The sequence below is a fragment of the Streptomyces sp. NPDC048415 genome (genome assembly GCF_040651675.1).
Classification (GTDB): domain Bacteria; phylum Actinomycetota; class Actinomycetes; order Streptomycetales; family Streptomycetaceae; genus Streptomyces.
Genome location: NZ_JBEZKJ010000005.1, coordinates 107,958 through 130,437 on the forward strand (window position 1 = coordinate 107,958; position 22,480 = coordinate 130,437).

The following is a 22,480-nucleotide window of genomic DNA, read 5'->3' on the forward strand; positions in this document are numbered from 1 at the left end:
CCGCCGCGTACCGACCATGGTGGAGCGGTATCTCCGGGAGGGGTACCTCGGAAGTCTCAGGGTCACTTCTTCCCCGGCGGGGTGTACTCCTTGAGGTAGTGGGCGACGCGGTCGGTGTAGGCGCGGTACTTCGGGGGAACTCCGCCCGCGTCGTTCACTGTTCGGTACGAGGTCCGGTAGGCGGCGGCGATCAGCACCTGTCTGTCGCCGTCCAGGCCCGACCTGAGCCGTGGTGCGATCGCGCACAGGTAGCGGCTCATGGCCGGGATGGACTCGGCGGGTGTGAACGGGGGTCTGGGGATCTCCCGCGTCGGCTTCCCGTCGGAGCGGAGGTAGTAGCGCAGCACGCGCGGGGTCCAGCGCGCGATGCCGTACTCGTCCTTGGCGGGATCGGAGAGATGTGCGTCGAAGCCGCTCTCGGCCTTCAGCATCGCGGCGATCAGCCCGGGCGTGACCTGCGCCTGGACGCAGTCGTGCGCCGAGTCCACGATCAGGGCCCGGTACCCGACGGGGATGCCCTGGTCCGTACGGAGTTCGGAGGCCCCGTAGCGCGCCGCGCTCACCTTGGCCGTGCTCTTCGCGTCGGACTCCGGCGCACCGCCTCCCCCGCTCGCGATCGCGCTGATCCCGTACGCGAGGGCGGCCACCGCGACCACCCCCGTCACCGCGCCGAGGACCGCCCGGCCACCGCGCGTGGGGCGTGCCGGCACGCGTGCCGAGCGGGGTGCCCCGGCCGCCTTCTCCACCCTCCGCAGCAACGCCTCCCCGCCGACCCGCTCCTGGTGCGTACGGGCCAGGCAGTCCCGCACGATCTCCCGCCACTCGTCCGGGAGACCCGGCGAGAGGCGCAGCTCATCGGTGCCGCGCGCGTAGGCGACCGCCGCGTCCCGGCGGGCCGACGGGGTGCCGCCGGGCAGCGGGTAGGAGTCGGTGAGCACGAGGTGGGCGAGGACTCCGAAGGCCCAGATGTCGGCCGACGGTCTGATGCGGCGGCCCCGTTCGCCGATCTCGGACCACAGCAGCTCGGGCGGGGTGTAGTCGGGCGTGGAGAAGGCGGGTGTGTACGCGTGGGTGCCCTCCAGTTCGGCGGCCATGTTGAAGTCGGCGAGCCGGGCCGAACCGTCCTCCATCAGCAGCACGTTGGCCGGCTTGAGGTCCCCGTGCACCCAGCCCGCCCGGTGCAGCTGGGCCAGCCCCTCGCAGATCTGCGCGAGCAGCGCCGGACCGGCCTCGGGGCGCGGCGCCCGGGACAGCAGCGCGGCCAGGGAGCGTTCCGCCCTCTCCAGTACGAGGACGGTGGCGCCGTCGAGTCCGGGGCGCGCCGGGTCGTCGACCGTCAGGGTCTCGTACAGCCTGATCAGGCGCGGCGCGGAGCGCAGGCGGCGGAGCAACTCCAGCTCGCGTTCCGCCAGTTCGCGCAGGTGGGTGAGTTGGCGAGGGGTGTGGGTGCCGGTGGGCAGGAACTTGAGGGCGGCCGTGTCGGGGAGTTCCGTGTGCCCACCGGTGCGGCGAGCCTCGTACACACTCCCGAAGGCGCCCGTGGCGATGGGATCACGCACCTCCCAGCGGCCCACCCGGTAGCCCTTGGGCACCGGCACGGCGTAGGGATCGTTCACTGGGCGGCCCGGGTCGGCGGCGCCGCGAGGACGACGAGATCGTCCTCGCGTACGAGGTCGAAGCGCAGTGCCAGGGAGACCAGGGACTCCTTCTTGCCGTTGAGGCGGGGGCCCGCGTCCGCCGTGTCGGGGCCGGGCTTGAGGCGCAGCTTCACGGCCAGGTAGTCGATGTTCCACTGCACGTTGGTGCGGCTGGCGGCCGGCCAGTGGGGGCGCAGCCGGTCCACGACCTGGTCGACCGTGGGGATCGGTGCGTGCGGCTCGCCGCGCAGCCGGGGTTCGCACAGGGCGGCGAGAACCGCGAAGTACCGCTTCGTGCGGTCGACGGAGAAGGCGGGCGCGGTCGTGGCGCCGTCCAGGCCGCCGGGGGAGCGCAGGTAGTCGTGGCGCGGCGCCCATACCTCGATGGGCAGCAGATCGCCGGCCGCGGGCAGTACGAGCCGGGAGAACTCGAAGGGGACGGGAGCGTCAAGCCGCCCGGGGCCGACCTTGATGTGCTCGCCCGCGCCCTCCGGGTTCTCCACGACGTATGTCTGGTGCGCGGAGAGATTGCTCAGTATCCAGAAGGCACTGTGCGCGGTGATCTGCCCGGCCGCGCGGGAGACGCCCTCGTGCGCGATCGCCAGGTCGTTGTCCGTCGCGGACCGGCCGAAGGTGAGGCGCTCGCCGGGAGCGAGCCGGATCTGGGCGTCGCTGTGCCCGCCCTCCGTGGTCGGCGGAGGTACCACGATGATGCTGTACAAGGTCTGTCTCCCCGTGCACGCGCGGCTACGGGACTCAGGGTAGACAGAAGCACCAGGGCCGTGTCCCCCCTTGTGCAGGGTGAGACACGGCCCTTGGGATGAATGGCGCGAACTGTTCAGTAACGCGGGCGCGCGAACCAGGCGGTGCCGCTGGGCACGACCGGTGCCGCCGTGATGATGGCGGCGAAGACGACCCAGATCAGCGGGAAGATGATGGCGGAGGCCATGCCGGTGTCCAGACCGGCGAAGAGCATGATCAGGCCGACGATGCCGCCGAGCGCCCCGTAGATGACCGTGGTGATACGGACTCCCTGGGCGCCCTTGGCGAACTTCACGCCGAGGGTGATCGACAGGGCCGCCAGGGCCGCGGCGACCAGGCCGATGACCACGAGGAGGCCCGAGGCGATGCCGGCGCCGTCACTGAACGAGCTGAACGGATCGTCGGACGACGAGCTGTAGCTGTCCGCCGCGTTGGAGACGTCGTTGGCGATGGCCGCGAAGTAGAACCAGCCGAGCGCTCCGATGATCTGCACCGCGGAGATGATGAACAGGAAGACGCGAGCCGTGACCAGGAGCCCCGGCATCGTCTGCGGAAGCATCTGGTTGCCGCCCGGGTAGCCGGGGTACGCCGGCTGCTGCGGGTAGCCGTAGCCCTGCGGGGGTACGCCGGGCGGAGCCTGCGGATAGCCGTAGCCGGGAGCGGCCGGCGGGGCGGCGGGTGGCTGCTGGGGCGGCTGCCCGTAAGGGTTGTTCGGGTCGCCGAAACTCATGGCGGGTTTTCCTCCGTTGCCTGGTGCGGGGACGACGCGCGGCACGGTTCGGAGGAATTTCTACAGAGCGGTCCGTCCCCCCGGTACTGCCCGCGGCACTGTGTGCTCATCGTTCTTTAGCGGACTCTTACTTGTCCAGCCGCATTCCTTATGTGTTGTGCAAGTGCAACATCGGTGATCATGGCGGGATACGGTCGAACCGGTACCGCGAGGCGGCCCGAAGGCCCGGATTGGAACCAGGGCGGGGTCATCCGCGAGGATGGGGTCATGACCGCCCAGATTCTCGATGGCAAGGCCACCGCAGCCGCGATCAAGTCCGATCTGACCGCCCGCGTGGCGGCCCTGAAGGAGAAGGGCGTCACGCCCGGCCTCGGGACGATCCTGGTCGGGGAAGACCCCGGCAGCCAGAAGTACGTCGCGGGCAAGCACCGCGACTGCGCCCAGGTCGGCATCGCCTCCATCCAGCGTGAACTGCCCGCGACCGCCACGCAGCAGGAGATCGAGGCGGTGGTACGGGAGTTGAACGAGGACCCCGCATGCACCGGCTACATCGTCCAGCTGCCGCTCCCGAAGGGCATCGACGAGAACCGCATCCTGGAGCTGATGGACCCGGACAAGGACGCGGACGGCCTGCACCCGATGAACCTCGGGCGGCTGGTCCTGAACGAGCCCGCGCCGCTGCCCTGCACCCCCAATGGCGTCCTGACCCTGCTGCGCCGGTACGGCGTCGAGATCAAGGGCGCCGAGGTCGTGGTCGTCGGCCGCGGTGTGACCATCGGGCGTCCGATGCCGCTGCTGCTGACGCGCCGCAGCGAGAACGCCACGGTGACCCAGTGCCACACCGGCACCCGTGACCTCTCCTCCCACCTGAAGCGCGCCGACATCATCGTCGCCGCCGCGGGCTCCGCGCACCTCATCAGGGCCGAGGACGTGAAGCCGGGCGCCGCCGTCCTCGACGTCGGTGTCTCGCGCAGCGCCGAGGGCAAGATCGTCGGCGACGTCCACCCGGACGTCGCCGAGGTCGCCGCCTGGATCTCCCCGAACCCGGGCGGCGTCGGCCCGATGACCCGCGCCCAGCTGCTCGTCAACGTGGTGGAAGCGGCGGAGCGCAGTGTCGGCTGAGGGCGAGTCCAAGGACGGCGGGGCGCGCGGCGCGCGTCCCCCCGGTGGCGAGTCGGCCGTACGGGACACCGAGTCGGCCGTACGCGGTGCCGAACCGGCCGTACCTGCTGGCGACCCGGCCGTACGGGACGCCGATCCCGCCGTACGTGACACCGATCCGGCCCTTCAGGACGCCGAGGTGACCGTGCGGGACGCCATCAGCGCGCCCGACGCCGAGGGCAGGCCGCGCCGCACCACCCGGCGCTTCCCGCTGTTCACCCGGGACACCGCGCGGCCCGAGGGCGGTGGCCGGGCCGCGCCCGGCGACGCGCCGGCGCCCGCGCGCCAGTGGCCGATCCTCGCCGTGCTGTCGGCCGTCGGGCTCGGTCTGCTGCTGACCGCGTTCGACGTGTTCCGGGTCGGTACGATCCTGATCGGCGCCGCGCTGCTGGCGGGTGCCGTGCTGCGCTGGACCCTGCCGAGCGTGGGCATGCTGGCGGTCCGCTCCCGCTTCACCGACATGGTCACGTACGGGGTGCTCGGCGTGGCCATCGTGCTGCTCGCGATGATGGCGCAGCCACACCCGTTGCTGGTGATCCCGTTCCTGGACGACACGTTGCACTTCACGGTGCGCTGAGCGCGCCGCGCGCACGGTGGCGGTACCTCACCCGGCCCGGACATGACCGCGGCCCGTCCTCTCCCCCGAGTAAGGACGGGCCGCGACCGGGCGGGTGTTCCGCCTGAGGTCAACCCTTGTGCACAGGAAGTGGCTGTTCAACACCTGGCAGTTCGCTGTGGCACGGAAGTGACCATTCCGCCACGGTGTGCGCGCCGTGCGACGGGAACCGTCCGCCGCCGGCCCGCACGGGAACCGTCCGTCCCCTCGGTGTCGTCCCTCGCTCAAGGGAACGCCGAGGGAGGTCAGCGATGGGTTCCTGGCAGCCGCTGCCGGAGCAACTTCCGCCGGAGGTACGCCACTTCGTCGAGCAGCTGTGGCAGCTCAAGGACCGTACCGGCCTCAGCCTGGTGGCCCTGGGCGCCCGCACCGCGTACAGCAAGTCCTCCTGGCAGCGCTATCTCAACGCGACCCAGCCGCCGCCCCGGCAGGCCGTCGCCGCGCTGTGCCGGGTCGCGGGTCTCGGTGTCGAGGACGCCGAGCGCTTCGGTGTGCGCTGGGAGCTGGCGGTGCGGGCGTGGCCCCGGGTCCCGGCGACCGCGGGCCCGGCTTCCGCCGCACCCGGCGAGTACGAGGACGACCCCACGCTTCCCTGGTGGGACGCGCCGGAGCCCGGGCCCGGTATCGGCCAGCTGCCCCTCTACGCCGCCCTCTTCCTCCTCGCGCTCCTCCTCTCCGCCCTCGTCGGCGGCGTTCTCCTCGCGTGAGAGGTCACTGGCGGGTGCGCTGACCGCTTCTGTGACCGGTGAGGTGAAGCCTGTGTTCTCGTTGTGTCGATGTCTTGACAAGTTCAAGGATTTGCCTCGATCCAGTACAACCGCCGGGATACCGTGGGCAATCGGGACGGTCCGGGGCGTCCTGTGCGCAGGCCAGGGGTTCGACCGGTCGTACACGATGCCGGTGGGACACTGGACCCCGGCCCAACGGGCGTGCAACGGTGCATGCCCCGGCCCGAATGCTCCCGTGCGCCCCCACCTCGGGAACTGAGATCCCGGCCGAACGCATCCCTGTGGGTAGCCAGAACGGGGACATCGGCTCAGGGGCGCCGCGCGCGGGAAGACCAGTCGTGCACGTACGGGGGAAAGCAATGAGGGGGGAGAAGCAATGCCTCGTTGGAGGGCCTTGCCGGATGAACTCGATCCGCAGGTCAGGGAGTTCGCCAGCCAGCTGCGCCGGCTCGTCGACCGGAGCGGGCTGAGCATCGCCGCCGTGGCCGACCGCACGGGCTACAGCAAGACGTCCTGGGAGCGTTACCTCAACGGCCGGCTCCTCGCGCCCAAGGGCGCGATCGTCGCGCTGGCCGAGGTGACCGGGACCAGCCCCATCCATCTGACCACCATGTGGGAGCTGGCCGAGCGGGCCTGGAGCCGCTCGGAGATGCGCCACGACATGACCATGGAAGCGATCCGGATATCCCAGGCGCGCGCCGCGCTCGGTGAGTTCGGGCCGACGCCGGCGAAGGGGAGCAACGGCCAGCAGAGCGCCCGCAAGGGCGGCAGCGCGACCGCGACGCCCGGGATCGCCGGGCCCGCGGGGGTGGCGCCGACGGTGCCGCCGTCGAGGCCGTCCGTACCGGTGCAGCCGTCGTCCGGTCCCGATGGGTCCCCGGCCCCTTCGGCCGGGCGCGGCGGCAGCTGGGGGGTTGTCGCCGCGCCGTCCGACGGCGCAGGACAGTTCGGGCCCGCGGCGCCCGCCGGACCCATGCGTCCGGCTGGTCCGGCGGGGGGTTCGCCGCAGGACGCCCGCCCCGGCGGTGCGCCGAGCAGGGACGGGGCGCGGCGGCGACGGCTGACGATGTTCCTCGCCGGGATCGTCGGGGCGCTCGTGGTCGTGCTGGTGGCCGTCTATCTCACCCATGACGGGGGCAAGAAGAACGCGGGCGGCGCGCCCAAGACGCCCGCGACCTCCGCGAGCGCGAATCCCGATCTGCCGGCCGGGGTGAAGTGCAGCGGGGCGGGGTGCACCGGCAAGGACCCGGAGAGCATGGGGTGCGGGGGGCAGCTTGCCACGACCACCACCAGCGTCACCGTCGGTACGACCCTCGTCGAGGTGCGCTACAGCAAGACCTGCGGGGCGGCCTGGGCCCGTATCACCCAGGCCGTGGTCGGTGACCGGGTCGATGTGTCCTCCGGATCGGCGGCCAAGCAGAGCGCGGCGGTCGACACGGACACGGACGCGTACACCCGGATGGTCACCGTCAAGGACGCCGGCGACGCGAAGGCTTGCGCCACGCTGAAGTCGGGCCAGAAGGGCTGCACGAGGTAGGGAGCCGGGGGTGGGTTCTCGCCCCCGCCGCCCCCTACCCGTCCCGTAGCCGGAGGGCTGAAAATCTTCAGCCCGTCCGGCGTTTGAGGACGAGCGCGAAGCGCGATACGGGGGGTCTGGGGGGCAGAGCCCCCCAGGTACGGGACGGGTAGGGGCGGAGGGGGCGAGAACCGCTTTGGGCAGTACCGGCGGACCAACGGCCGGAAGAAAAATCGTCGCCCCGTAAGGGGAATGCCCGCCCCCCTCCGGGGCAGACGCACGGTACCCCCACGGGATCCGGTGCCGTTCGGGAGGCAACACCCCCTTCCGGACCCTCCGGTACCCCAGAGGCGGCCGTCGAGTTTCCCTCTCCCGGACCCGACGGCCGCCCCCTCCGGGGGCTGTGGGCTGGGCCACATGGGACCCCGGCGTCCGGCATCCCGGATGCGCGATAGCCTGACGGCGGATCTCTCTTGACGCCAAGAGATCGATCATCGGTACCCCTGATCGATCACCGCGGCGGACCCCGGTCAACCAGGACCGGTGGCCGGGGATCCTGCACCCGGGGCAGCGACGCCCCACCGCCAGCTGTCATACGGAGAACGCCATGACCCGCACTCCCGTGAACGTCACCGTCACCGGCGCTGCCGGCCAGATCGGTTACGCCCTGCTCTTCCGCATCGCCTCCGGCCAGCTGCTCGGCGCGGACGTGCCGGTCAAGCTGCGCCTCCTGGAGATCACGCCGGCCCTGAAGGCCGCCGAGGGCACCGCCATGGAGCTCGACGACTGCGCCTTCCCGCTCCTGGCCGGGATCGACATCACGGACGACCCGAACGTCGCCTTCGACGGCACCAACGTCGGTCTGCTCGTCGGCGCCCGCCCCCGCACCAAGGGCATGGAGCGCGGCGACCTGCTCTCCGCCAACGGCGGCATCTTCAAGCCGCAGGGCAAGGCGATCAACGACAACGCCGCGGACGACGTCAAGATCCTGGTCGTCGGCAACCCGGCGAACACCAACGCGCTCATCGCGCAGGCCGCCGCCCCGGACGTACCGGCCGAGCGCTTCACGGCGATGACCCGTCTGGACCACAACCGCGCGCTGACCCAGCTCGCGAAGAAGACCGGCAGCACGGTCGCCGACATCAAGCGCCTGACCATCTGGGGCAACCACTCCGCCACCCAGTACCCCGACATCTTCCACGCCACGGTCGCCGGCAAGAACGCCGCCGAGGTCGTCAGCGACGAGAAGTGGCTCGCCGAGGACTTCATCCCGACCGTCGCCAAGCGCGGTGCCGCGATCATCGAGGCCCGTGGCGCGTCCTCCGCCGCGTCGGCCGCCAACGCCGCCATCGACCACGTGTACACCTGGGTCAACGGCACGGCGGACGGCGACTGGACCTCCATGGGCATCCCGTCGGACGGTTCGTACGGCGTCCCGGAGGGTCTCATCTCCTCCTTCCCGGTCACCACGAAGGACGGCCAGTACGAGATCGTCCAGGGCCTGGACATCAACGAGTTCTCCCGCGCCCGCATCGACGCGTCGGTGAAGGAGCTCGAGGAGGAGCGCGAGGCGGTTCGCGGCCTCGGCCTCATCTGAGCCCAGTGAGTGACTGATCCCCGGGTGGCGGCCGCTGCCCGGGGATCAGTGCGTTCCGTCCTGGACGACCAGCTCCGCGAGGTCCAGGAACGCCCGTGTCGTCGCCCCCCGCAGCCGCCCCAGCTGCCGGAATCCGGGCGACCGCAACGAGAGGTCGAAGGGGACGACGACCACTCGGGCGCCCACGTTGCGCATGCGCAGCGCCACCTCGCCCGGCAGGATCCGGCTGCCGGGGCCCTCGATGCCGGTGGCCACCACGATCGCGTTGTCCGCGAGGGCGCGGTGCCCCGCCTCGCGCAGCCTTTTGAGCGTGCGGGCCGCGGCGTCGAGGAACCAGTCGGCGGTGCCGCAGCACAGGATCAGCTGGTCCGTGAGCGTCAGCGCGACCTCGGCGGACCGGTCGAGCCGCAGCGGTGACCAGTCGGTGAGCACGAAGGAGTAGTACGGCGCCGTCTGGGCCAGCACCCGGGCGTACTCCTGGGCGTGCACGGGGTTGGAGTTGTAGTGGCCCGCGCGGTGCGCGATCACTTCGAGCCCGGAGTCGAGGCGGGTGGTGCGGGCGCTGATGTCCTCGTAGGCGGCGTCGGGCGGCAGGGCCGCGAGATCGCGCAGCGTGGCCTGGTTGCGGGAGGTCAGGAACGAGTCGAGGGCTCCCTCAGAGGCGGCTCCGTCGAGGGCCAGCACGGGCTCGCCGCGGACGGCGGCGAGCAGCGATCCGAGCACCATCGTCGTCGTGGCCCGCCCGCTGTAGTGGTAGGCGCCCACGAGGGTGATGCGCCGGCCGCGCAGCAGCGGTACCCGCAGCGGCCCCAGGCGGGCCTCGCGGCCCGCGACGCCGAAGCGGGGCAGCCGGAACGCGTGGCGGGGCCGCGCGGTGGCCGGTGGCAGGGTGAGCGGGATGTCCGCCAGGGCGTGGACGGGGCTGATGGCCTGCGGCTCGGCGGGGTCCCGCGATGCCCGGGCCATGGCGATGTACCGCGCCAGGACCCCCGCGACCTCACCCGCCGTGGGGCGCTCGCCCGGATCCGGGTCGAGGCAGCGGAGCACGAGCAGCCGCAGCTGTTCCCAGGTGTCGCCCTGCCACAGGTGCATGCCCTCAGGCAGGCCCGGTATGTCCCAGCCGGCCTTGCTGCTGACGAGCTGGAGCATCTCGCCCAGCGAGCGCACGTTGTCCGCGGCGGTCGGAACGGGGCCCGTGCCCAGGTACCGCCCGTCGACGGCGCAGTCCGACAGGTCCCCGAGGACCACTGAGCGCCGCAGCACGAACACGCTGTCGGCGCTGAAGTCCGCGAGCACCAGCCCGTTGACGTGGCAGACGGCGAGCGCGCTCGCCAGATGCCAGGCGACGAGAAGTCCGGCGATCTTGTCGAACGGAGCCGTGCTGTCCAGCAGCGCCCTGCTGAAGATCTCCGAGAGGCGCGGCGGCTGCGCGTCGGGGGTGTCGGTGTCGGCGATGGGCGCCATCGCGAGCCAGGGCGGGGTCTGCTCGAGCTCGGCGGCGAGCAGCGCGGGCGCGTACTGCCCGTTCAGCCGCGTGAGCACCTCGGCCTCCACCTCGAGCAACCGGTCGTTCACCGTGGGGAGATCGGGGCGGGGAACGCGTACCACGGCGTACTGATGCTCCGGGGTCAGCGCCCGGTACACCACCGTGCGCCGCCCCCTGCGCCGCCCGACGAGTTCGTAAGGCCCCAGCTGCCGCGGGTCGTCGTCCGTCAGCGGCCCCCAGTCGTCCGCGTCGACGGTCGCCGCTTCCCGTTCGTCGCGTCCCAGGCCTGTCGGTGCTGCCTCGGCCGAGACGCCGAAGCGGGTCAGCAGCCGCCGCTCGACGCTGGTGAACGGGCGGTGCGAACCGGGGATCTGGGCGTGGCCGTCCGGGTGGGCGAGCCAGGCGGGGAAGTCCGGTGAGTTTCCCGCGAGTTGTTCCAGGCGGCGCCCGATGCTGCGGCCCGTTCTGAGGAGTTCGGCATGCGGCACCGCGTCGAGGAGCACCGCCTTGGACTCGTCGGAGAAGTCGAAGATGCGGTGCTTGGCGGGCAGCGGCCCCGGCACGGGGGCGGGGCGCGGCCGGATGAGGCCGCCGAGGAAGACCTCCGCGAGATGCGAGGTGCGCGCCGGCCACGGCACCGAAGTCTGCACGAGCCGCATCACGGGCACCGACAGCGGGGAGACGGCCGCCAGATGGGCCGCGAGCCGGTACGCCTCCGGAGTGGCCGCGTCCCGGAAGTGCTGGGCGCTGTGCAGATCGCGGGAGGCGGTGACGGCGGCGTACCGGCTGGGTCGGACGAGCAGCGGCAGCTCCACGGTGGCGCCGGGCGAGGCGAGCAGGTGGGCCCAGTCCCGCAGCGCGGCGGCCGTCGGCTCCAGGACCGGCACGCGTACGCCCTCGAAGCGTGCGAGGTCCGGCGGCAGTACCCGGTCGGTGATCTCCCAGGAGGTGTTGGCGCCGCCGACCCGCCGGGTGGTGGCCTGCCAGCGCTCGGCGTGGATGCCGGACGCCTCCCACATCTCCGGCGGCAGGGTGTGCAGCAGGGCGACGGGACCTCGGGCGGCCCACGAGGCGAGCAGTTCGTGCATCGCGCCGTGGCGCCAGGCGGCTCCCATGCCGTCGCTGACGACCAGGACGAGGGTGCGCCCGGAGGGGTCGTTGACCGTGCTCAGCGGCAGCGGGGCGCTGTCGTGCTGGAACGGCCGGGCGCGCAGTCGGGGTTCACGGGCGGCACGGGTGTCGAGACCGAGGACGCGGGTGGTCGCGAAGGCACCCAGGCGTTCGAGCAGGGTGCGCAGTTCGGCGCCCAGCCGGTGCCACAGCAGCATCGACATGCCGTCGTCGACGAGCAGCACCAGGTTCAGCCAGCGCTCCTGCACCGGCCGCTGCACCACGTCGGGCAGCCGGGTCTCGGCCAGCTCGGTGGCGGTGCGCTCCTCGTCGATCTCCAGGTGGTGCCTGCTGGCCAGGCGGCGGCGCAACGGCCGCAGCGCGCGGCCCAGTTCGAGCTCGTCGCCCAGGGCCTTGCCCTCGGGGACCCGCAGCGGCAGCGCCCTGCGGGGGTGCTCCGGCTCGGGCCGGCGCAGCCGCACGTCCGGGGCCTGCGGTGCCTGGCGGGCCGCCGCGTACAGGGAGGGCGCGGTGAGGTCGGGCAGATCCGGGTCGTCGGGCTCCGGGGGCGGCTGCGGCGCGGGCTGCTCGTCGGGCTGGGGAGCGGCGGGCGGCGGCGGGGGCTCCTGGGCGGCGCGCAGCCCCCGGGCCAGCGGTGCGGACGGGGTTGCGGGCAGCCGACGGGCGAGCCAGAGCACGTCGAGCACCTGGTCCGCGTCCAGGTCCTGCCCGCACGCGCCGAGCACCCGCAGCGCCTCGGCGAGACGCTCACCGCCGCCCGCCATGGTCACAACGCCCCGGTGAGCTGGTGCAGTACGGCGTCGAGGAGGCCCTCCGCGTCCAGGTCGACGCCTCCGGCGCGCAGGAAGACGGCGTTGAGCAGCTGGTCGGTGGCGAGTTCACCGGGGGCGCGGCGGCGCAGGAAGGCCTCCAGCAGATCGTCGGCCTCCCGCAGCGCGTCCTCGCCGAGGTGGGCGGCGACGATGGCGCGCAGCCGCTCCTCGTCGGGTACCGGCAGCTCGAGGCGGACGCAGCGGCGCAGGAACGCGGGCGGGAAGTCGCGCTCCCCGTTGCTGGTGATGACGACGACGGGGAACTCGGCGCACTGGATCCGCCCCTGGTGCACGCGCACGGTGCCGCGATGGTCGGCGGTCTGCACGTCCACGTCGGCGATGTCTTCGGGGAGCCGGGTGAGTTCGGGGATGTCGAAGACGCCCTCCTCGAAGACGGTGAGCAGGTCGTTGGGCAGGTCGACGTCACCCTTGTCCATCTCGTCGACGAGCAGGGCGCGCGGCACGGTGGAGGCGACCAGCGCGGTGCCGAGCGGGCCGAGCCGGATGAACGTGCCGATGGACGGCTCGCGTTCGCCCCGGTCGCGGCTGAGTGTCGTCTCGCGCAGGCGGCCGATCGCGTCGTACTGGTAGAGGGCCTCGCGCACGGTCGAGCGGCTGTTGATGGGCCAGCGCAGCAGCTCGCCCAGGTTCAGCTCGTGTGCGACGGCCCGGGCGAGCGACGACTTGCCGGTGCCGGCCGGTCCCGTGACGAGCAGCGGGCGGCGCAGATGCAGCGCGGCGTTGACGACATCGGCGTGCTTCGGCTCGATCAGGTACGGCAGTTCGGGCCGCACGTTCCGCGCGGGCGTGAAGCGGCGCCAGGGCGGGGCGGAGGGAAGGGTGACGGCCCGGGGCACGCCGTCACCGCGGAAAAGACGCCAGTCGCCGGCGTCGGAAGCGGTCGTCATGCGCTCTCCTGCGGTGTCATGAGGCGGCCGGAAGCGGTCGTCATGCGCTCTCCTGTGGTCCGGGAGCGGCTCTCACGCGCTCTCCTGCGGTTCGGTCAGATGGAGGCGAGGCACTGTGCGGTCGGCGTCGGCCCAGGCGAGGACCGGACGGCCGGGGAACTCGAGGGGGTTGGCCATGGTGTTGGCGCGGTAGGAGCGCACGCCGTCGGGCAGCTCGCGGGTGGCGACCTCCGCCATGTGCCGTACGACGTGCGAGTCCTTGTCCTGCCCCCGGTCCCACACCACTACGGGTACCCCGACGGCCAGACAGACCTGCACGATGCCGTCACGAAGGCCCGGGGGCACATCGACGCAGACGCGCACCGCGTCGAGCTTCTCCATCAGCTCGTAGTAAATCTGGTTCGGATCCTTGGACGCGTCCGAGAAGACCAGGGTTGCTCCGGAGTCGAGACGGCTCCACCGGTGGCGCCAGTCGGGGAGGAAACGCTCGTGCCGGCGCAGCAGTTCCGGGCAGTGCACGACCAGCGGGAACTCCACGCCGAGCACACCGGGCACGATCTCGTCCGGCGCCCTGCCCTCCCATTCGTCGACGGGCAGGTTCAGGCTGGTGCGGTCCACCAGCACCTCCACGAGTGGGCGCTCGCCGCCCACGGAGGCCGGCCGGAGGGACTCCAGCACGCGCAGCAGTTCGCGGGCGGCCTCCGAGGCCGAGTAGGAGACGGCGGCCGCGGTCGACACCTGCCGGGGCCCCGCGCCCTCGTCGCACCAGATCCGCAGCCGGTGGCGCCCCGGCTCCGCCCGCCGCACCTCCACCAGGACCCGTACGCGCGCGGACCGCGTGCGCACCTCGCGCGCCCAGTCCTGGGCGTCGGAGCGCCGCTCGCCCAGCGCCGAGCGGGGAATGCCGAGCCGGGCGTTCACCCCGTCGGACCACATGCGCAGGCCCGCCCGCTGCGGCCCGGGGCACAGCACACTGACGTACTCCATGACGCGCAGGAGCGCCGGGACGCGTGGGCCGCCGTCGTCCGAGCGGCCGTCGCCGTGCAGCGCCTCCAGGTGGTCGAGCAGCGCGTCCAGGCTCCCTCCGCCGGGGAACGCGGCGGCCAGCGGCAGCGCCGCGCGCACCGCCTCCCCGAACCGCCCGAGCACCGCTTTGTCGACGCCGCGCAGTAGCTGGTGCAGTCGGGCGTATTCCCGCGGGGAGAGCAGCCGGGGTCCGTGCGCGAGGCGGCCGGCGGCCAGGACGCGGTCGGTCGCCGTCGCGTCCCTGCGCCGCAGGATCTCGGTGAACGCCGCCAGCGCGCGCGGATGCGTGAGCAGGAAGTCCGTGAACTCCTCGACCGTGGGCGGCGTCACCTCGCCGCCGTCCCCGACACCGCAGGCACCGGCCAGCTGCCGGGCGATGTCGCCGCGCTCGGAGGGCGACGGGAACGCGGCGTCGATGGCGTCCATGAGCAGGACGTAGGCGGGATCGTCGGAGTCGGCCGGCGCGCGTTCCTCGGCGGCGAAGGCCCCGGCGGAGCGCAGCTCGGCCTCGACGCGCTGCCAGGGGACGGCCCAGCTGCGCCGGATCAGGTGCTGGGGGCTGTGCGCGGCGTAGCCGCCGGTACGGGGGTCGCGGGGCGGCATGAAGTGCGCGACGACGAGACCGACCACGGCATTGTCCGGCGGGGACCACAGCGGGCCGCCGCTGTAGCCGGGGCCGACGGCCATGCCGGTGGCCTGCCCGTCGAGGTAACCGACGTTCCCGTCACCGGACTTGACCGTCAGATCGGCGAACGTCGCGTCGGCGCCGCTGCCGTGCCAGGCGCGTACTTCCTGTCCCGCCCGCATCGCGATCCGGCGGACCGGCGGTTCGATGGCGTCGTCCGGTGCGTCGACCCGCAGGACGGCGAGGTCGCCCAGCCATTCGTCGTCGCCCGCGCCCACCACGTCGCCGTCCCTGGTGCGCGGCGCGATCCAGTGCGCCACGCGTGCGGGATACCTGTCGTGGCCACGCGGTCCCCTGAGCTCGACGGGGAGCTCCTCGAGGCCAGGTGCGGCGGTCTCGAACAGTTCCCTGCCCAGGGCGTCATTGACGACATGGGCGCAGGTCAGCACGGTGTCATGGCCGAGGACGAGCCCCCCGCCCGCCACCTTGCCGTCGCGCGGGCGGCGTACGGACGCCACGCAGGCGACCGGGATACCCCCGTACATGGCCCCCAGGGGCCTGAACCACCCCACGGATCACTCCGCGCCCGGCGTCGCAGCACCGTCGGTGGCGGCCGTCGGCTTCCAGCTGGCGGTCACGGTGAGGTGGGCCTGCCCGCTGCCGCCGACGATCCCGAACTTGAGGTCCTGCCCGACCTGCACCCCGAAGGTCACGCTCAGCTCGCCGGGCGGCTCGGGCGCGGCCGTGACCGCGTCGTGGACCTCCTGCAGCAGCGGGCCGAGCGGCCGGAGAGCGCGGCGCAGGGTGCCGGCCGCGAAGCTCGCGACGGCCGCGCCTCCCGTGGCGACGGGCACGGCCTTCCCCATGCCCTCGGGACGGTCGTCACCGTCCGCTTCGGGCACCGCCCCGCCCTGAACGGGAGTGAGCAGGAACCTGACGGGCGTACCGTCCTCGAACTGTGCTTCCGCTGAGGTGGACACGCTCACATTGTGGCCGAGGAGGGCCCATGACAGCGGCACGTGTGCCCAACTCGGTTACCACATCGATGCATTGAGCACCGGAACCGGACAGGGCCTGTTCACGGCAGGTCTGTTCCGGACGCCCAGTTTGCGTTTCGCCCTACATTGCCCGAATTCGGGGTATTTTTCAGTGAGCCGGCGCACTTTTGGTCACGGGTTGTGCATGTATCCGGAGGCGGGGGGCAGGTGCTCCCGGCCTCCGAGAGCGACACATGTGTGACGCAGGGGCACGGAACAGGAACGGAAGGCAACACCGATCATGGCAGGACAGCAGGCACACCAGACCATTCACGTGGGCGGCGAGTGGCGCGAAGCCGTCTCCGGCGCCACGCGCGAGATCCTCGATCCCGCGGATGCCAAGCCGTTCGCCGTGGTCGCGGAGGGTGACGAGAGGGACGCGGACGCAGCCGTCGCCGCGGCCCGCCGCGCCTTCGACGAGGGCCCCTGGCCCGGCACCCCCACCGCCGACCGCGCCGCCCTCCTGCGACGCGTCGCCGACCTCCTCGTACGCGACCGCGAAACGCTCGGTCTGCTCGAAAGCCGTGACGCGGGCAAGACCCTGGAGGAGGGGCGCGTCGACATCGACTGTGTCGCCGACGCCTTCCGCTACTTCGCCGACCTCGTCGTGGGGGAGGGCGGCGGACGCGTCGTCGACGCCGGCTCGGACGACATCCACAGCGTCGTCACGCACGAGCCGGTCGGCGTCTGCGCGATGATCACCCCCTGGAACTACCCGCTCCTCCAGGCCAGTTGGAAGATCGCTCCGGCCCTCGCGGCCGGCAACACCTTCGTGATCAAACCGAGCGAGATCACCCCGCTGACGACGATTGCCCTGATCGAGCTGCTCGCCGAGGCGGGCCTGCCCGCCGGTGTCGCGGGCCTCGTCACCGGCCCCGGGCACACGGTCGGCGCCCGCCTCGCCGAGCACCCCGACGTCGACCTCGTCTCCTTCACCGGAGGTCTCATCAGCGGTACGAAGGTCGGGCAGGCCGCCGCCGCGAGCGTCAAGAAGGTCGCCCTGGAGCTGGGCGGCAAGAACCCGAACGTCGTCTTCGCCGACGCCTGCGCGACGGACGAGGGCTTCGACACCGCCGTCGATCAGGCCCTCAACGCCGCCTTCATCCACAGCGGCCAGGTGTGCTCGGCCGGCTCCCGGCTCATCGTCGAGGAGTCCGTCCGCGAACGCTTCGTCGCCGAACTCGCCCGCAGGGCCGGCCGGATCAGGCTGGGGCGCGGCACCGAGCCCGGCGTCGAGTGCGGCCCGCTCGTCTCCGAGGGACAGCGCGAGAAGACGGAGGCGTACGTCGCCTCCGCGCTGGCCGAGGGCGCGGTGCTGCGGGCGGGCGGCAAGCGGCCCGAGCCGTCCGACGTCCGGCCCGCCACCGGGTACTTCTACGAGCCGACCGTCCTCGACCAGTGCCACCGCGAGATGAGGGTCGTCCGCGAGGAGGTCTTCGGACCGGTACTGACGGTGGAGACCTTCCGTACCGAGGACGAGGCCGTCGCGCTCGCCAACGACACCGAGTACGGGCTCGCGGGCGCCGTCTGGACCGCCGAGGCGGGCCGCGCCCGCCGCGTCGCCGGACGACTGCGACACGGCACCGTCTGGATCAACGACTTCCACCCCTATCTCCCGCAGGCGGAGTGGGGCGGCTTCGGCAAGAGCGGGGTCGGACGCGAGCTGGGCCCCGCCGGTCTCGCCGAGTACCGCGAGACGAAGCACGTGTACCAGAACCTCGCGCCGAAGCCGGTGCGCTGGTTCGCCGGCTGACGCCGCTCACTCGTCCCTCCCCCCACTGCACACCGCACCTTGGAGCACCACTTCATGTCCCAGCACGAGAACACGTACGACTACGTCGTCATCGGCGGCGGCACGGCGGGCTCCGTCATCGCATCCCGCCTCACCGAGAACCCGGACGTCACCGTCGCCGTCATCGAGGGCGGCCCCAGTGACGTCGACCGCGAGGACGTCCTCACCCTGCGCCGCTGGATGGGCCTGCTCGGCGGAGAACTCGACTACGACTACCCGACGACCCGGCAGCCGCGCGGCAACTCGCACATCCGGCACAGCCGCGCCCGCGTTCTCGGCGGATGTTCGTCGCACAACACGCTGATCGCGTTCAAGCCGCTGCCCTCCGACTGGGACGAGTGGGAGGCGGCGGGCGCCAAGGGCTGGGGAGCGGTGCCCATGGAGGCGTACTACGCGCGGCTGCTCAACAACATCGTCCCGGTCGACGAGAAGGACCGCAACGCCATCGCCCGCGACTTCGTGGACGCCGCCCAGAGCGCGCTCGGCGTGCCGCGCGTCGAGGGCTTCAACCAGAAGCCGTTCACCGAGGGCGTCGGCTTCTTCGACCTGGCCTACCACCCCGAGAACAACAAGCGGTCCAGCGCCTCGGTCGCCTATCTGCACCCCGTCATGGACCAGCGGCCCAACCTGACGCTGCTGCTGGAGACCTGGGCGCACAAGCTGGAACTGGACGGGACGCGCGCGACGGGCGTGCACGTCCGCACCAAGGACGGCGAGGAGATCCTCGTACGGGCCCGCAGTGAGGTCCTGCTGTGCGCGGGTGCCGTGGACTCGCCGCGGCTGCTGCTGCACTCCGGCATCGGGCCGCGCGCCGATCTGGAGGCGCTCGGCATCCCCGTCGCGCACGACCTGCCCGGCGTCGGCGAGAACCTGCTCGACCACCCCGAGTCCGTCATCGTCTGGGAGACCAACGGCCCCATCCCGGAGAACTCCGCGATGGACTCCGACGCGGGCCTGTTCGTCCGCCGCGACCCCGAACAGGCGGGCCCGGACCTGATGTTCCACTTCTACCAGGTCCCGTTCACGGACAACCCGGAGCGGCTCGGCTACGAGCGCCCCGCGCACGGCGTCTCCATGACCCCCAACATCCCCAAGCCACGCAGCCGCGGACGGCTCTACCTGACCAGCGACGACCCGTCCGTCAAGCCCGCCCTCGACTTCCGCTACTTCACCGACGAGGACGACTACGACGGCCGTACCCTCGTCGACGGCATCAAGATCGCCCGCGAGATAGCCAAGGCCGAGCCGCTCGCCGGCTGGCTGGCGCGCGAGGTGTGTCCCGGGCCCGGCATCACGGACGACGAGGAACTCAGCGCGTACGCACGACAGGTGGCGCACACCGTGTACCACCCGGCGGGCACCTGCCGCATGGGCGCGCCCGCCGACGAACTCGCGGTCGTGGACCCCGAGTTGCGCGTCCAGGGCCTCGAGGGGATCCGGATCGCCGACGCGTCCGTCTTCCCCACCATGCCCGCCGTGAACCCGATGATCGGGGTGCTGATGGTCGGGGAGAAGTGCGCCGACCTGATCGGTGGTGGTGAGCGATGAGTACGGCACTCGAGAGCGCGACGCCCGTCTTCTCCGTCTCCCACCTGTGGAAGGTCTTCGGCCCGAAGGCCGACCGCATCCCCGCCGACCCCGGACTCGCCGCGCTCGCTCCCGCCGAGCTGCGCGCCCGCACCGGCTGTACGGCCGCCGTCCACGACGTCAGCTTCGACGTGCGCAAGGGCGAGGTCTTCGTCGTCATGGGCCTGTCCGGCTCGGGCAAGTCCACACTGGTCCGCTGTCTGACCCGGCTCATCGAGCCCACTTCCGGGGGCCTCGAGATCGACGGCGAGGACGTCCTCGCCATGGACAAGGCCCGGCTGCGCGAACTGCGCCGGCGGCGCGCCGCGATGGTCTTCCAGCACTTCGGTCTGCTGCCGCACCGCACGGTGCTCGACAACGTCGCGTACGGGCTGGAGATCCAGGGCGTCTCGCGCGCGGCGCGCCGGGAGAAGGCCACCGAGGTCGTCGCCAAGGTCGGCCTCGAGGGTATGGAGCAGCGCAAGCCCGGACAGCTCTCCGGCGGTCAGCAGCAGCGCGTCGGGCTGGCCCGCGCGCTCGCCGTCGACCCGGAGGTCCTCCTCTTCGACGAGCCGTTCAGCGCGCTCGACCCGCTGATCCGGCGCGACATGCAGGAGGAGGTCATCCGGCTGCACCGCGAGGAGGGCCGCACGATGGTCTTCATCACCCACGACCTGAACGAGGCCCTGCGCCTGGGCGACCGCATCGCCCTCATGCGCGACGGCCGGATCGTCCAGCTCGGCACGCCCGAGGAGATCGTCGGCTCACCCGCCGACGACTACGTCCGCGAGTTCGTCCGCGACGTCCCGCGCGAACAGGTCATGACCGTCCGTACGGCGATGCGGGCCGCGTCCGGGGAGGAGGCGGGCCGGGGGCCGGCCCTGACCCCGGACGCGACCGTCTCGACGGCCATCGAGGCAGTGGCCCGCGCGGGCACCCCGGCCCGCGTACTGGACAGCGGCCGCTGCGTCGGAGTCGTGGACTCGGCAACACTGATCAACGTCGTAGCCGGAGTAACCCCAGCCACCGACACCACCGACACCACCGACACCACGGACACACCGGCCCACCCGGCAGGGGAACCCCAGATACCTGCGGGCAGTCGTGCCGCAGGGGCGGCACGGGTGGGCGCAGGCGACACCCGGCAAGCGCCGGTCAGCGACAGCCAAGGCACGAGCAGCACCGGCCGGGCACCGGTCGGCGACGGTCAAGGCCCCGCCGGCACGGGCCCCGCGCCGGTTGGCGACAGTCAAGGCCCCGCCGGCACGGGCCCCGCGCCGGTCGGCGACAGCCAAGGCCAAGGCCCCGCCGGGACCGCCCCCGCGCCGGTCGGTGACACCCGAGCCGGGGGCGCGCCCGGCGCAGGCGCAGGCGAGGGGGTGGTCTGATGGCTAGCGTCACCGCGCCCGTCGGTCATAACGGCCTGGCCGCCCGGGCCACGTCGCTCGTCCGCCAACGAGCCGTGGCCAAGCTCCTCCTGCTCGCCCTCGCGGCAGCCGTCCTCGTGCCGATCCTCAACTCCCGTTGGGCCAGCGGCACATGGCCAGGCGCCCTGACCGTCGACCTCAGCCAACCCCTCGGCAGGGCCAGCGGCTGGATCATCGACAACCGGGACAGCCACCCGCTGTTCCTGTACTTCTTCGGCTACCTCAGCAACGCCGTCGTCCTCTCCGTGCGCGCCGTCTATCTGGTGCTGCTCGGCGCGGGCTGGGCCGGCGTGACAGCGGTCGCGGCACTCGTGGCATGGCGGGCCGCAGGCGTACGCCTCGCCCTCGGGACCGCCGCCGCCTTCCTCGCCTGCGGACTGCTCGGCATGTGGGTGCCCACCATGCAGACGCTCGCCCTCATGGTGGTCGCAGTGATCGCGTCCGTCGTACTGGGCGCACTGCTCGGCCTCGCGGCGGGCCTGTCCGACCGCACGTACCGCGCGCTGCGGCCCGTCCTGGACACCATGCAGGTGCTCCCGGCGTTCGCGTACCTGCTCCCCGTCGTCCTGGTCTTCGGCATCGGCGTCCCCGCGGCGGTGCTCGCCACCGTCGTCTACGCCGCCCCGCCCATGGCCCGTCTCACCGCGCTAGGCCTGCGCGACGCCGACGCGGGCGTGATGGAGGCCGTCGCCTCGCTCGGCGCCACGGCCCGCCAGCGCCTGCTCACCGCCCGCCTCCCGCTGGCCCGCAAGGAACTCCTCCTCGGCCTCAACCAGACGATCATGATGGCGCTGTCCATGGCCGTCATCGCCTCCGTGATCGGCGCGGGCGGCCTCGGTGACCGCGTCTACCAGGCCCTCGCTTCCGTCGACGTGGGCGCCGCGCTCGCCGCCGGCATCCCGATCGTGCTGCTCGCGGTCGTCCTGGACCGGGTGACCGGAGCGGCGGGGGAGCGGCTCGGCGCCCATGACGACGCAGCGAAGGCCCCGGCATGGGCGTACGCGGCCGTCGCGGCCGTCGCCGTCGCGGTCACCGGACGCCTCACCGGCCGCCTCGACTGGCCCGAGTCGTGGATGGTGAACATCGCCGAGCCGGTGAATCACGTGGTCGACTGGATGACGGGCCACCTCTACTCCGGCGTCCCCTACATCGGCGGCACAGCCGACTGGGCAGGGCACTTCACGACCTGGCTCCTGGACCCGCTGCGGGACGGCCTGCAGTGGCTGCCCTGGTGGTCGGTCCTGCTGATCGTCGCCGCCCTCGCCTGGCTGATCGGCACCTGGCGCACCGCGCTCACCGCCGTCCTCGCGATGGCCGCCATCGGTGTGCTGGGCGTCTGGAAGCCGTCGCTGGACACGCTGTCGCAGGTGCTCGCGGCGGTCGTCGTGACCCTCGTCCTGGGTTTCGCGACCGGTATCGCGGCCGCGCGCAGCGAGCGGATCGAGCGCCTGCTGAGGCCCGTACTGGACGTCTTCCAGACCATGCCGCAGTTTGTGTATCTGATCCCGGTGGTGGCGCTGTTCGGCGTGGGCCGCGCGCCCGCCGTGGCCGCCGCCGTCGTCTACGCCCTGCCCGCCGTCGTCCGTATCACCACCCAGGGCCTGCGCGCCGTCGACCCGGCCGCACTGGAGTCGGCCCGCTCGCTCGGCGCGACCAGCGGGCAGCAACTGCGCCAGGTCCAGCTGCCGTTGGCCCGCCCCGCGCTGCTCCTCGCCGTCAACCAGGGCGTCGTACTCGTCCTCGCCGTCGTCATCATCGGCGGTCTCGTCGGCGGCGGCGCCCTCGGCTACGACGTCGTCTTCGGCCTCGCCCAGGGCGACCTGGCGACCGGCCTGGTCGCCGGAGCCGCCATCGTCTGCCTCGGCCTGATGCTCGACCGGGTGACCCAGCCGACGCAGCGCCGCGCGAAGAAGGGAGCGTGAC

General features: G+C 72.5%; 16 protein-coding genes. 9 read left to right on the plus strand and 7 right to left on the minus strand.

Annotation, left to right across the window (positions count from 1 at the left end):
- Positions 1-62: 62 nt before the first annotated feature.
- From AB0D27_RS06005 to AB0D27_RS06015, 3 genes are all read right to left on the minus strand, one after another.
- Positions 63-1,616 carry a protein kinase gene (locus AB0D27_RS06005; RefSeq protein ID WP_362502620.1) on the minus strand — a complete coding sequence of 518 codons (1,554 nt, stop codon included), beginning with the start codon at positions 1,614-1,616 and terminating at the stop codon, positions 63-65.
- Complete coding sequence (locus AB0D27_RS06010; protein ID WP_362502623.1) at positions 1,613-2,359, minus strand: FHA domain-containing protein; 747 nt, start codon at positions 2,357-2,359, stop codon at positions 1,613-1,615. Before AB0D27_RS06010 ends, AB0D27_RS06005 begins: the two co-directional genes overlap by 4 nt.
- A 116-nt stretch (positions 2,360-2,475) precedes the next feature.
- Complete coding sequence (locus tag AB0D27_RS06015) at positions 2,476-3,129, minus strand: hypothetical protein (protein WP_362502626.1); 654 nt, start codon at positions 3,127-3,129, stop codon at positions 2,476-2,478.
- Positions 3,130-3,396: 267 nt separating this feature from the next.
- Here AB0D27_RS06015 and AB0D27_RS06020 point away from each other — a divergent pair, with 267 nt between their 5' ends.
- The 5 genes from AB0D27_RS06020 (at position 3,397) to AB0D27_RS06040 (ending at position 8,747) form a co-directional block, all read left to right on the plus strand.
- Complete coding sequence (locus AB0D27_RS06020; RefSeq protein WP_362502629.1) at positions 3,397-4,251, plus strand: bifunctional methylenetetrahydrofolate dehydrogenase/methenyltetrahydrofolate cyclohydrolase; 855 nt, start codon at positions 3,397-3,399, stop codon at positions 4,249-4,251.
- The gene (locus tag AB0D27_RS06025; RefSeq protein ID WP_362502632.1) at positions 4,241-4,867 is read left to right on the plus strand and encodes a DUF3017 domain-containing protein; all 627 of its coding nucleotides are present in this window, start codon (positions 4,241-4,243) and stop codon (positions 4,865-4,867) included. The genes AB0D27_RS06020 and AB0D27_RS06025 overlap by 11 nt, the downstream gene beginning before the upstream one ends.
- Positions 4,868-5,157: 290 nt before the next feature.
- Positions 5,158-5,613, plus strand: coding sequence for a helix-turn-helix transcriptional regulator (locus AB0D27_RS06030; protein WP_362502635.1), 456 nt, complete (start codon positions 5,158-5,160; stop codon positions 5,611-5,613).
- 397 nt (positions 5,614-6,010) lie between these two features.
- Positions 6,011-7,171: a DUF2690 domain-containing protein gene (locus AB0D27_RS06035; protein WP_362502638.1), complete on the plus strand. Its 1,161-nt coding sequence runs from the start codon at positions 6,011-6,013 to the stop codon at positions 7,169-7,171.
- Between the two features lie 586 nt (positions 7,172-7,757).
- Complete coding sequence (locus AB0D27_RS06040) at positions 7,758-8,747, plus strand: malate dehydrogenase (RefSeq protein ID WP_362502641.1); 990 nt, start codon at positions 7,758-7,760, stop codon at positions 8,745-8,747.
- A gap of 45 nt (positions 8,748-8,792) precedes the next feature.
- On the opposite strand, the gene AB0D27_RS06045 is transcribed toward AB0D27_RS06040, so the two are convergent.
- From AB0D27_RS06045 to AB0D27_RS06060, 4 genes are all read right to left on the minus strand, one after another.
- On the minus strand, positions 8,793-12,128 hold the full coding sequence (locus AB0D27_RS06045; RefSeq protein ID WP_362502890.1) for an SAV_2336 N-terminal domain-related protein: 3,336 nt from the start codon (positions 12,126-12,128) through the stop codon (positions 8,793-8,795).
- A 2-nt stretch (positions 12,129-12,130) separates the two neighbouring features.
- On the minus strand, positions 12,131-13,084 hold the full coding sequence (locus AB0D27_RS06050) for a MoxR family ATPase (protein WP_362502644.1): 954 nt from the start codon (positions 13,082-13,084) through the stop codon (positions 12,131-12,133).
- A 72-nt stretch (positions 13,085-13,156) separates the two neighbouring features.
- A complete protein-coding gene (locus tag AB0D27_RS06055) occupies positions 13,157-15,307 on the minus strand; it encodes a trypsin-like peptidase domain-containing protein (protein ID WP_362502647.1) in 2,151 nt (716 codons plus the stop codon).
- A 3-nt stretch (positions 15,308-15,310) separates the two neighbouring features.
- Positions 15,311-15,715, minus strand: coding sequence for a CU044_2847 family protein (locus AB0D27_RS06060; RefSeq protein WP_362502650.1), 405 nt, complete (start codon positions 15,713-15,715; stop codon positions 15,311-15,313).
- 298 nt (positions 15,716-16,013) lie between these two features.
- Between AB0D27_RS06060 and AB0D27_RS06065 the strand changes: the two genes are divergently transcribed.
- Genes AB0D27_RS06065 through AB0D27_RS06080 form a run of 4 tightly spaced genes read left to right on the plus strand, consistent with a single transcriptional unit; the run spans position 16,014 to position 22,479 of the window.
- On the plus strand, positions 16,014-17,525 hold the full coding sequence (locus AB0D27_RS06065) for an aldehyde dehydrogenase family protein (RefSeq protein WP_362502653.1): 1,512 nt from the start codon (positions 16,014-16,016) through the stop codon (positions 17,523-17,525).
- 54 nt (positions 17,526-17,579) lie between these two features.
- The gene (locus tag AB0D27_RS06070; protein WP_362502656.1) at positions 17,580-19,112 is read left to right on the plus strand and encodes a GMC oxidoreductase; all 1,533 of its coding nucleotides are present in this window, start codon (positions 17,580-17,582) and stop codon (positions 19,110-19,112) included.
- Entirely contained in the window at positions 19,109-20,518 is a 1,410-nt protein-coding gene (locus tag AB0D27_RS06075; protein WP_362502659.1) for a glycine betaine/L-proline ABC transporter ATP-binding protein, read from the plus strand. Before AB0D27_RS06070 ends, AB0D27_RS06075 begins: the two co-directional genes overlap by 4 nt.
- Positions 20,518-22,479, plus strand: a complete 1,962-nt coding sequence (locus tag AB0D27_RS06080) for an ABC transporter permease subunit (protein ID WP_362502662.1) — start codon at positions 20,518-20,520, stop codon at positions 22,477-22,479. Before AB0D27_RS06075 ends, AB0D27_RS06080 begins: the two co-directional genes overlap by 1 nt.
- Position 22,480: the final 1 nt, after the last annotated feature.

Coding starts and splice junctions, on each gene's coding strand:
- AB0D27_RS06015 (WP_362502626.1), bottom strand. CDS start 3,129: ATGAGTTTCGGCGACCCGAACAACCCTTACGGGCAGCCGCCCCAGCAG.
- AB0D27_RS06075 (WP_362502659.1), top strand. CDS start 19,109: ATGAGTACGGCACTCGAGAGCGCGACGCCCGTCTTCTCCGTCTCCCAC.
- AB0D27_RS06070 (WP_362502656.1), top strand. CDS start 17,580: ATGTCCCAGCACGAGAACACGTACGACTACGTCGTCATCGGCGGCGGC.
- AB0D27_RS06020 (WP_362502629.1), top strand. CDS start 3,397: ATGACCGCCCAGATTCTCGATGGCAAGGCCACCGCAGCCGCGATCAAG.
- AB0D27_RS06080 (WP_362502662.1), top strand. CDS start 20,518: ATGGCTAGCGTCACCGCGCCCGTCGGTCATAACGGCCTGGCCGCCCGG.
- AB0D27_RS06045 (WP_362502890.1), bottom strand. CDS start 12,128: ATGGCGGGCGGCGGTGAGCGTCTCGCCGAGGCGCTGCGGGTGCTCGGC.
- AB0D27_RS06065 (WP_362502653.1), top strand. CDS start 16,014: ATGGCAGGACAGCAGGCACACCAGACCATTCACGTGGGCGGCGAGTGG.
- AB0D27_RS06030 (WP_362502635.1), top strand. CDS start 5,158: ATGGGTTCCTGGCAGCCGCTGCCGGAGCAACTTCCGCCGGAGGTACGC.
- AB0D27_RS06050 (WP_362502644.1), bottom strand. CDS start 13,084: ATGACGACCGCTTCCGACGCCGGCGACTGGCGTCTTTTCCGCGGTGAC.
- AB0D27_RS06040 (WP_362502641.1), top strand. CDS start 7,758: ATGACCCGCACTCCCGTGAACGTCACCGTCACCGGCGCTGCCGGCCAG.
- AB0D27_RS06035 (WP_362502638.1), top strand. CDS start 6,011: ATGCCTCGTTGGAGGGCCTTGCCGGATGAACTCGATCCGCAGGTCAGG.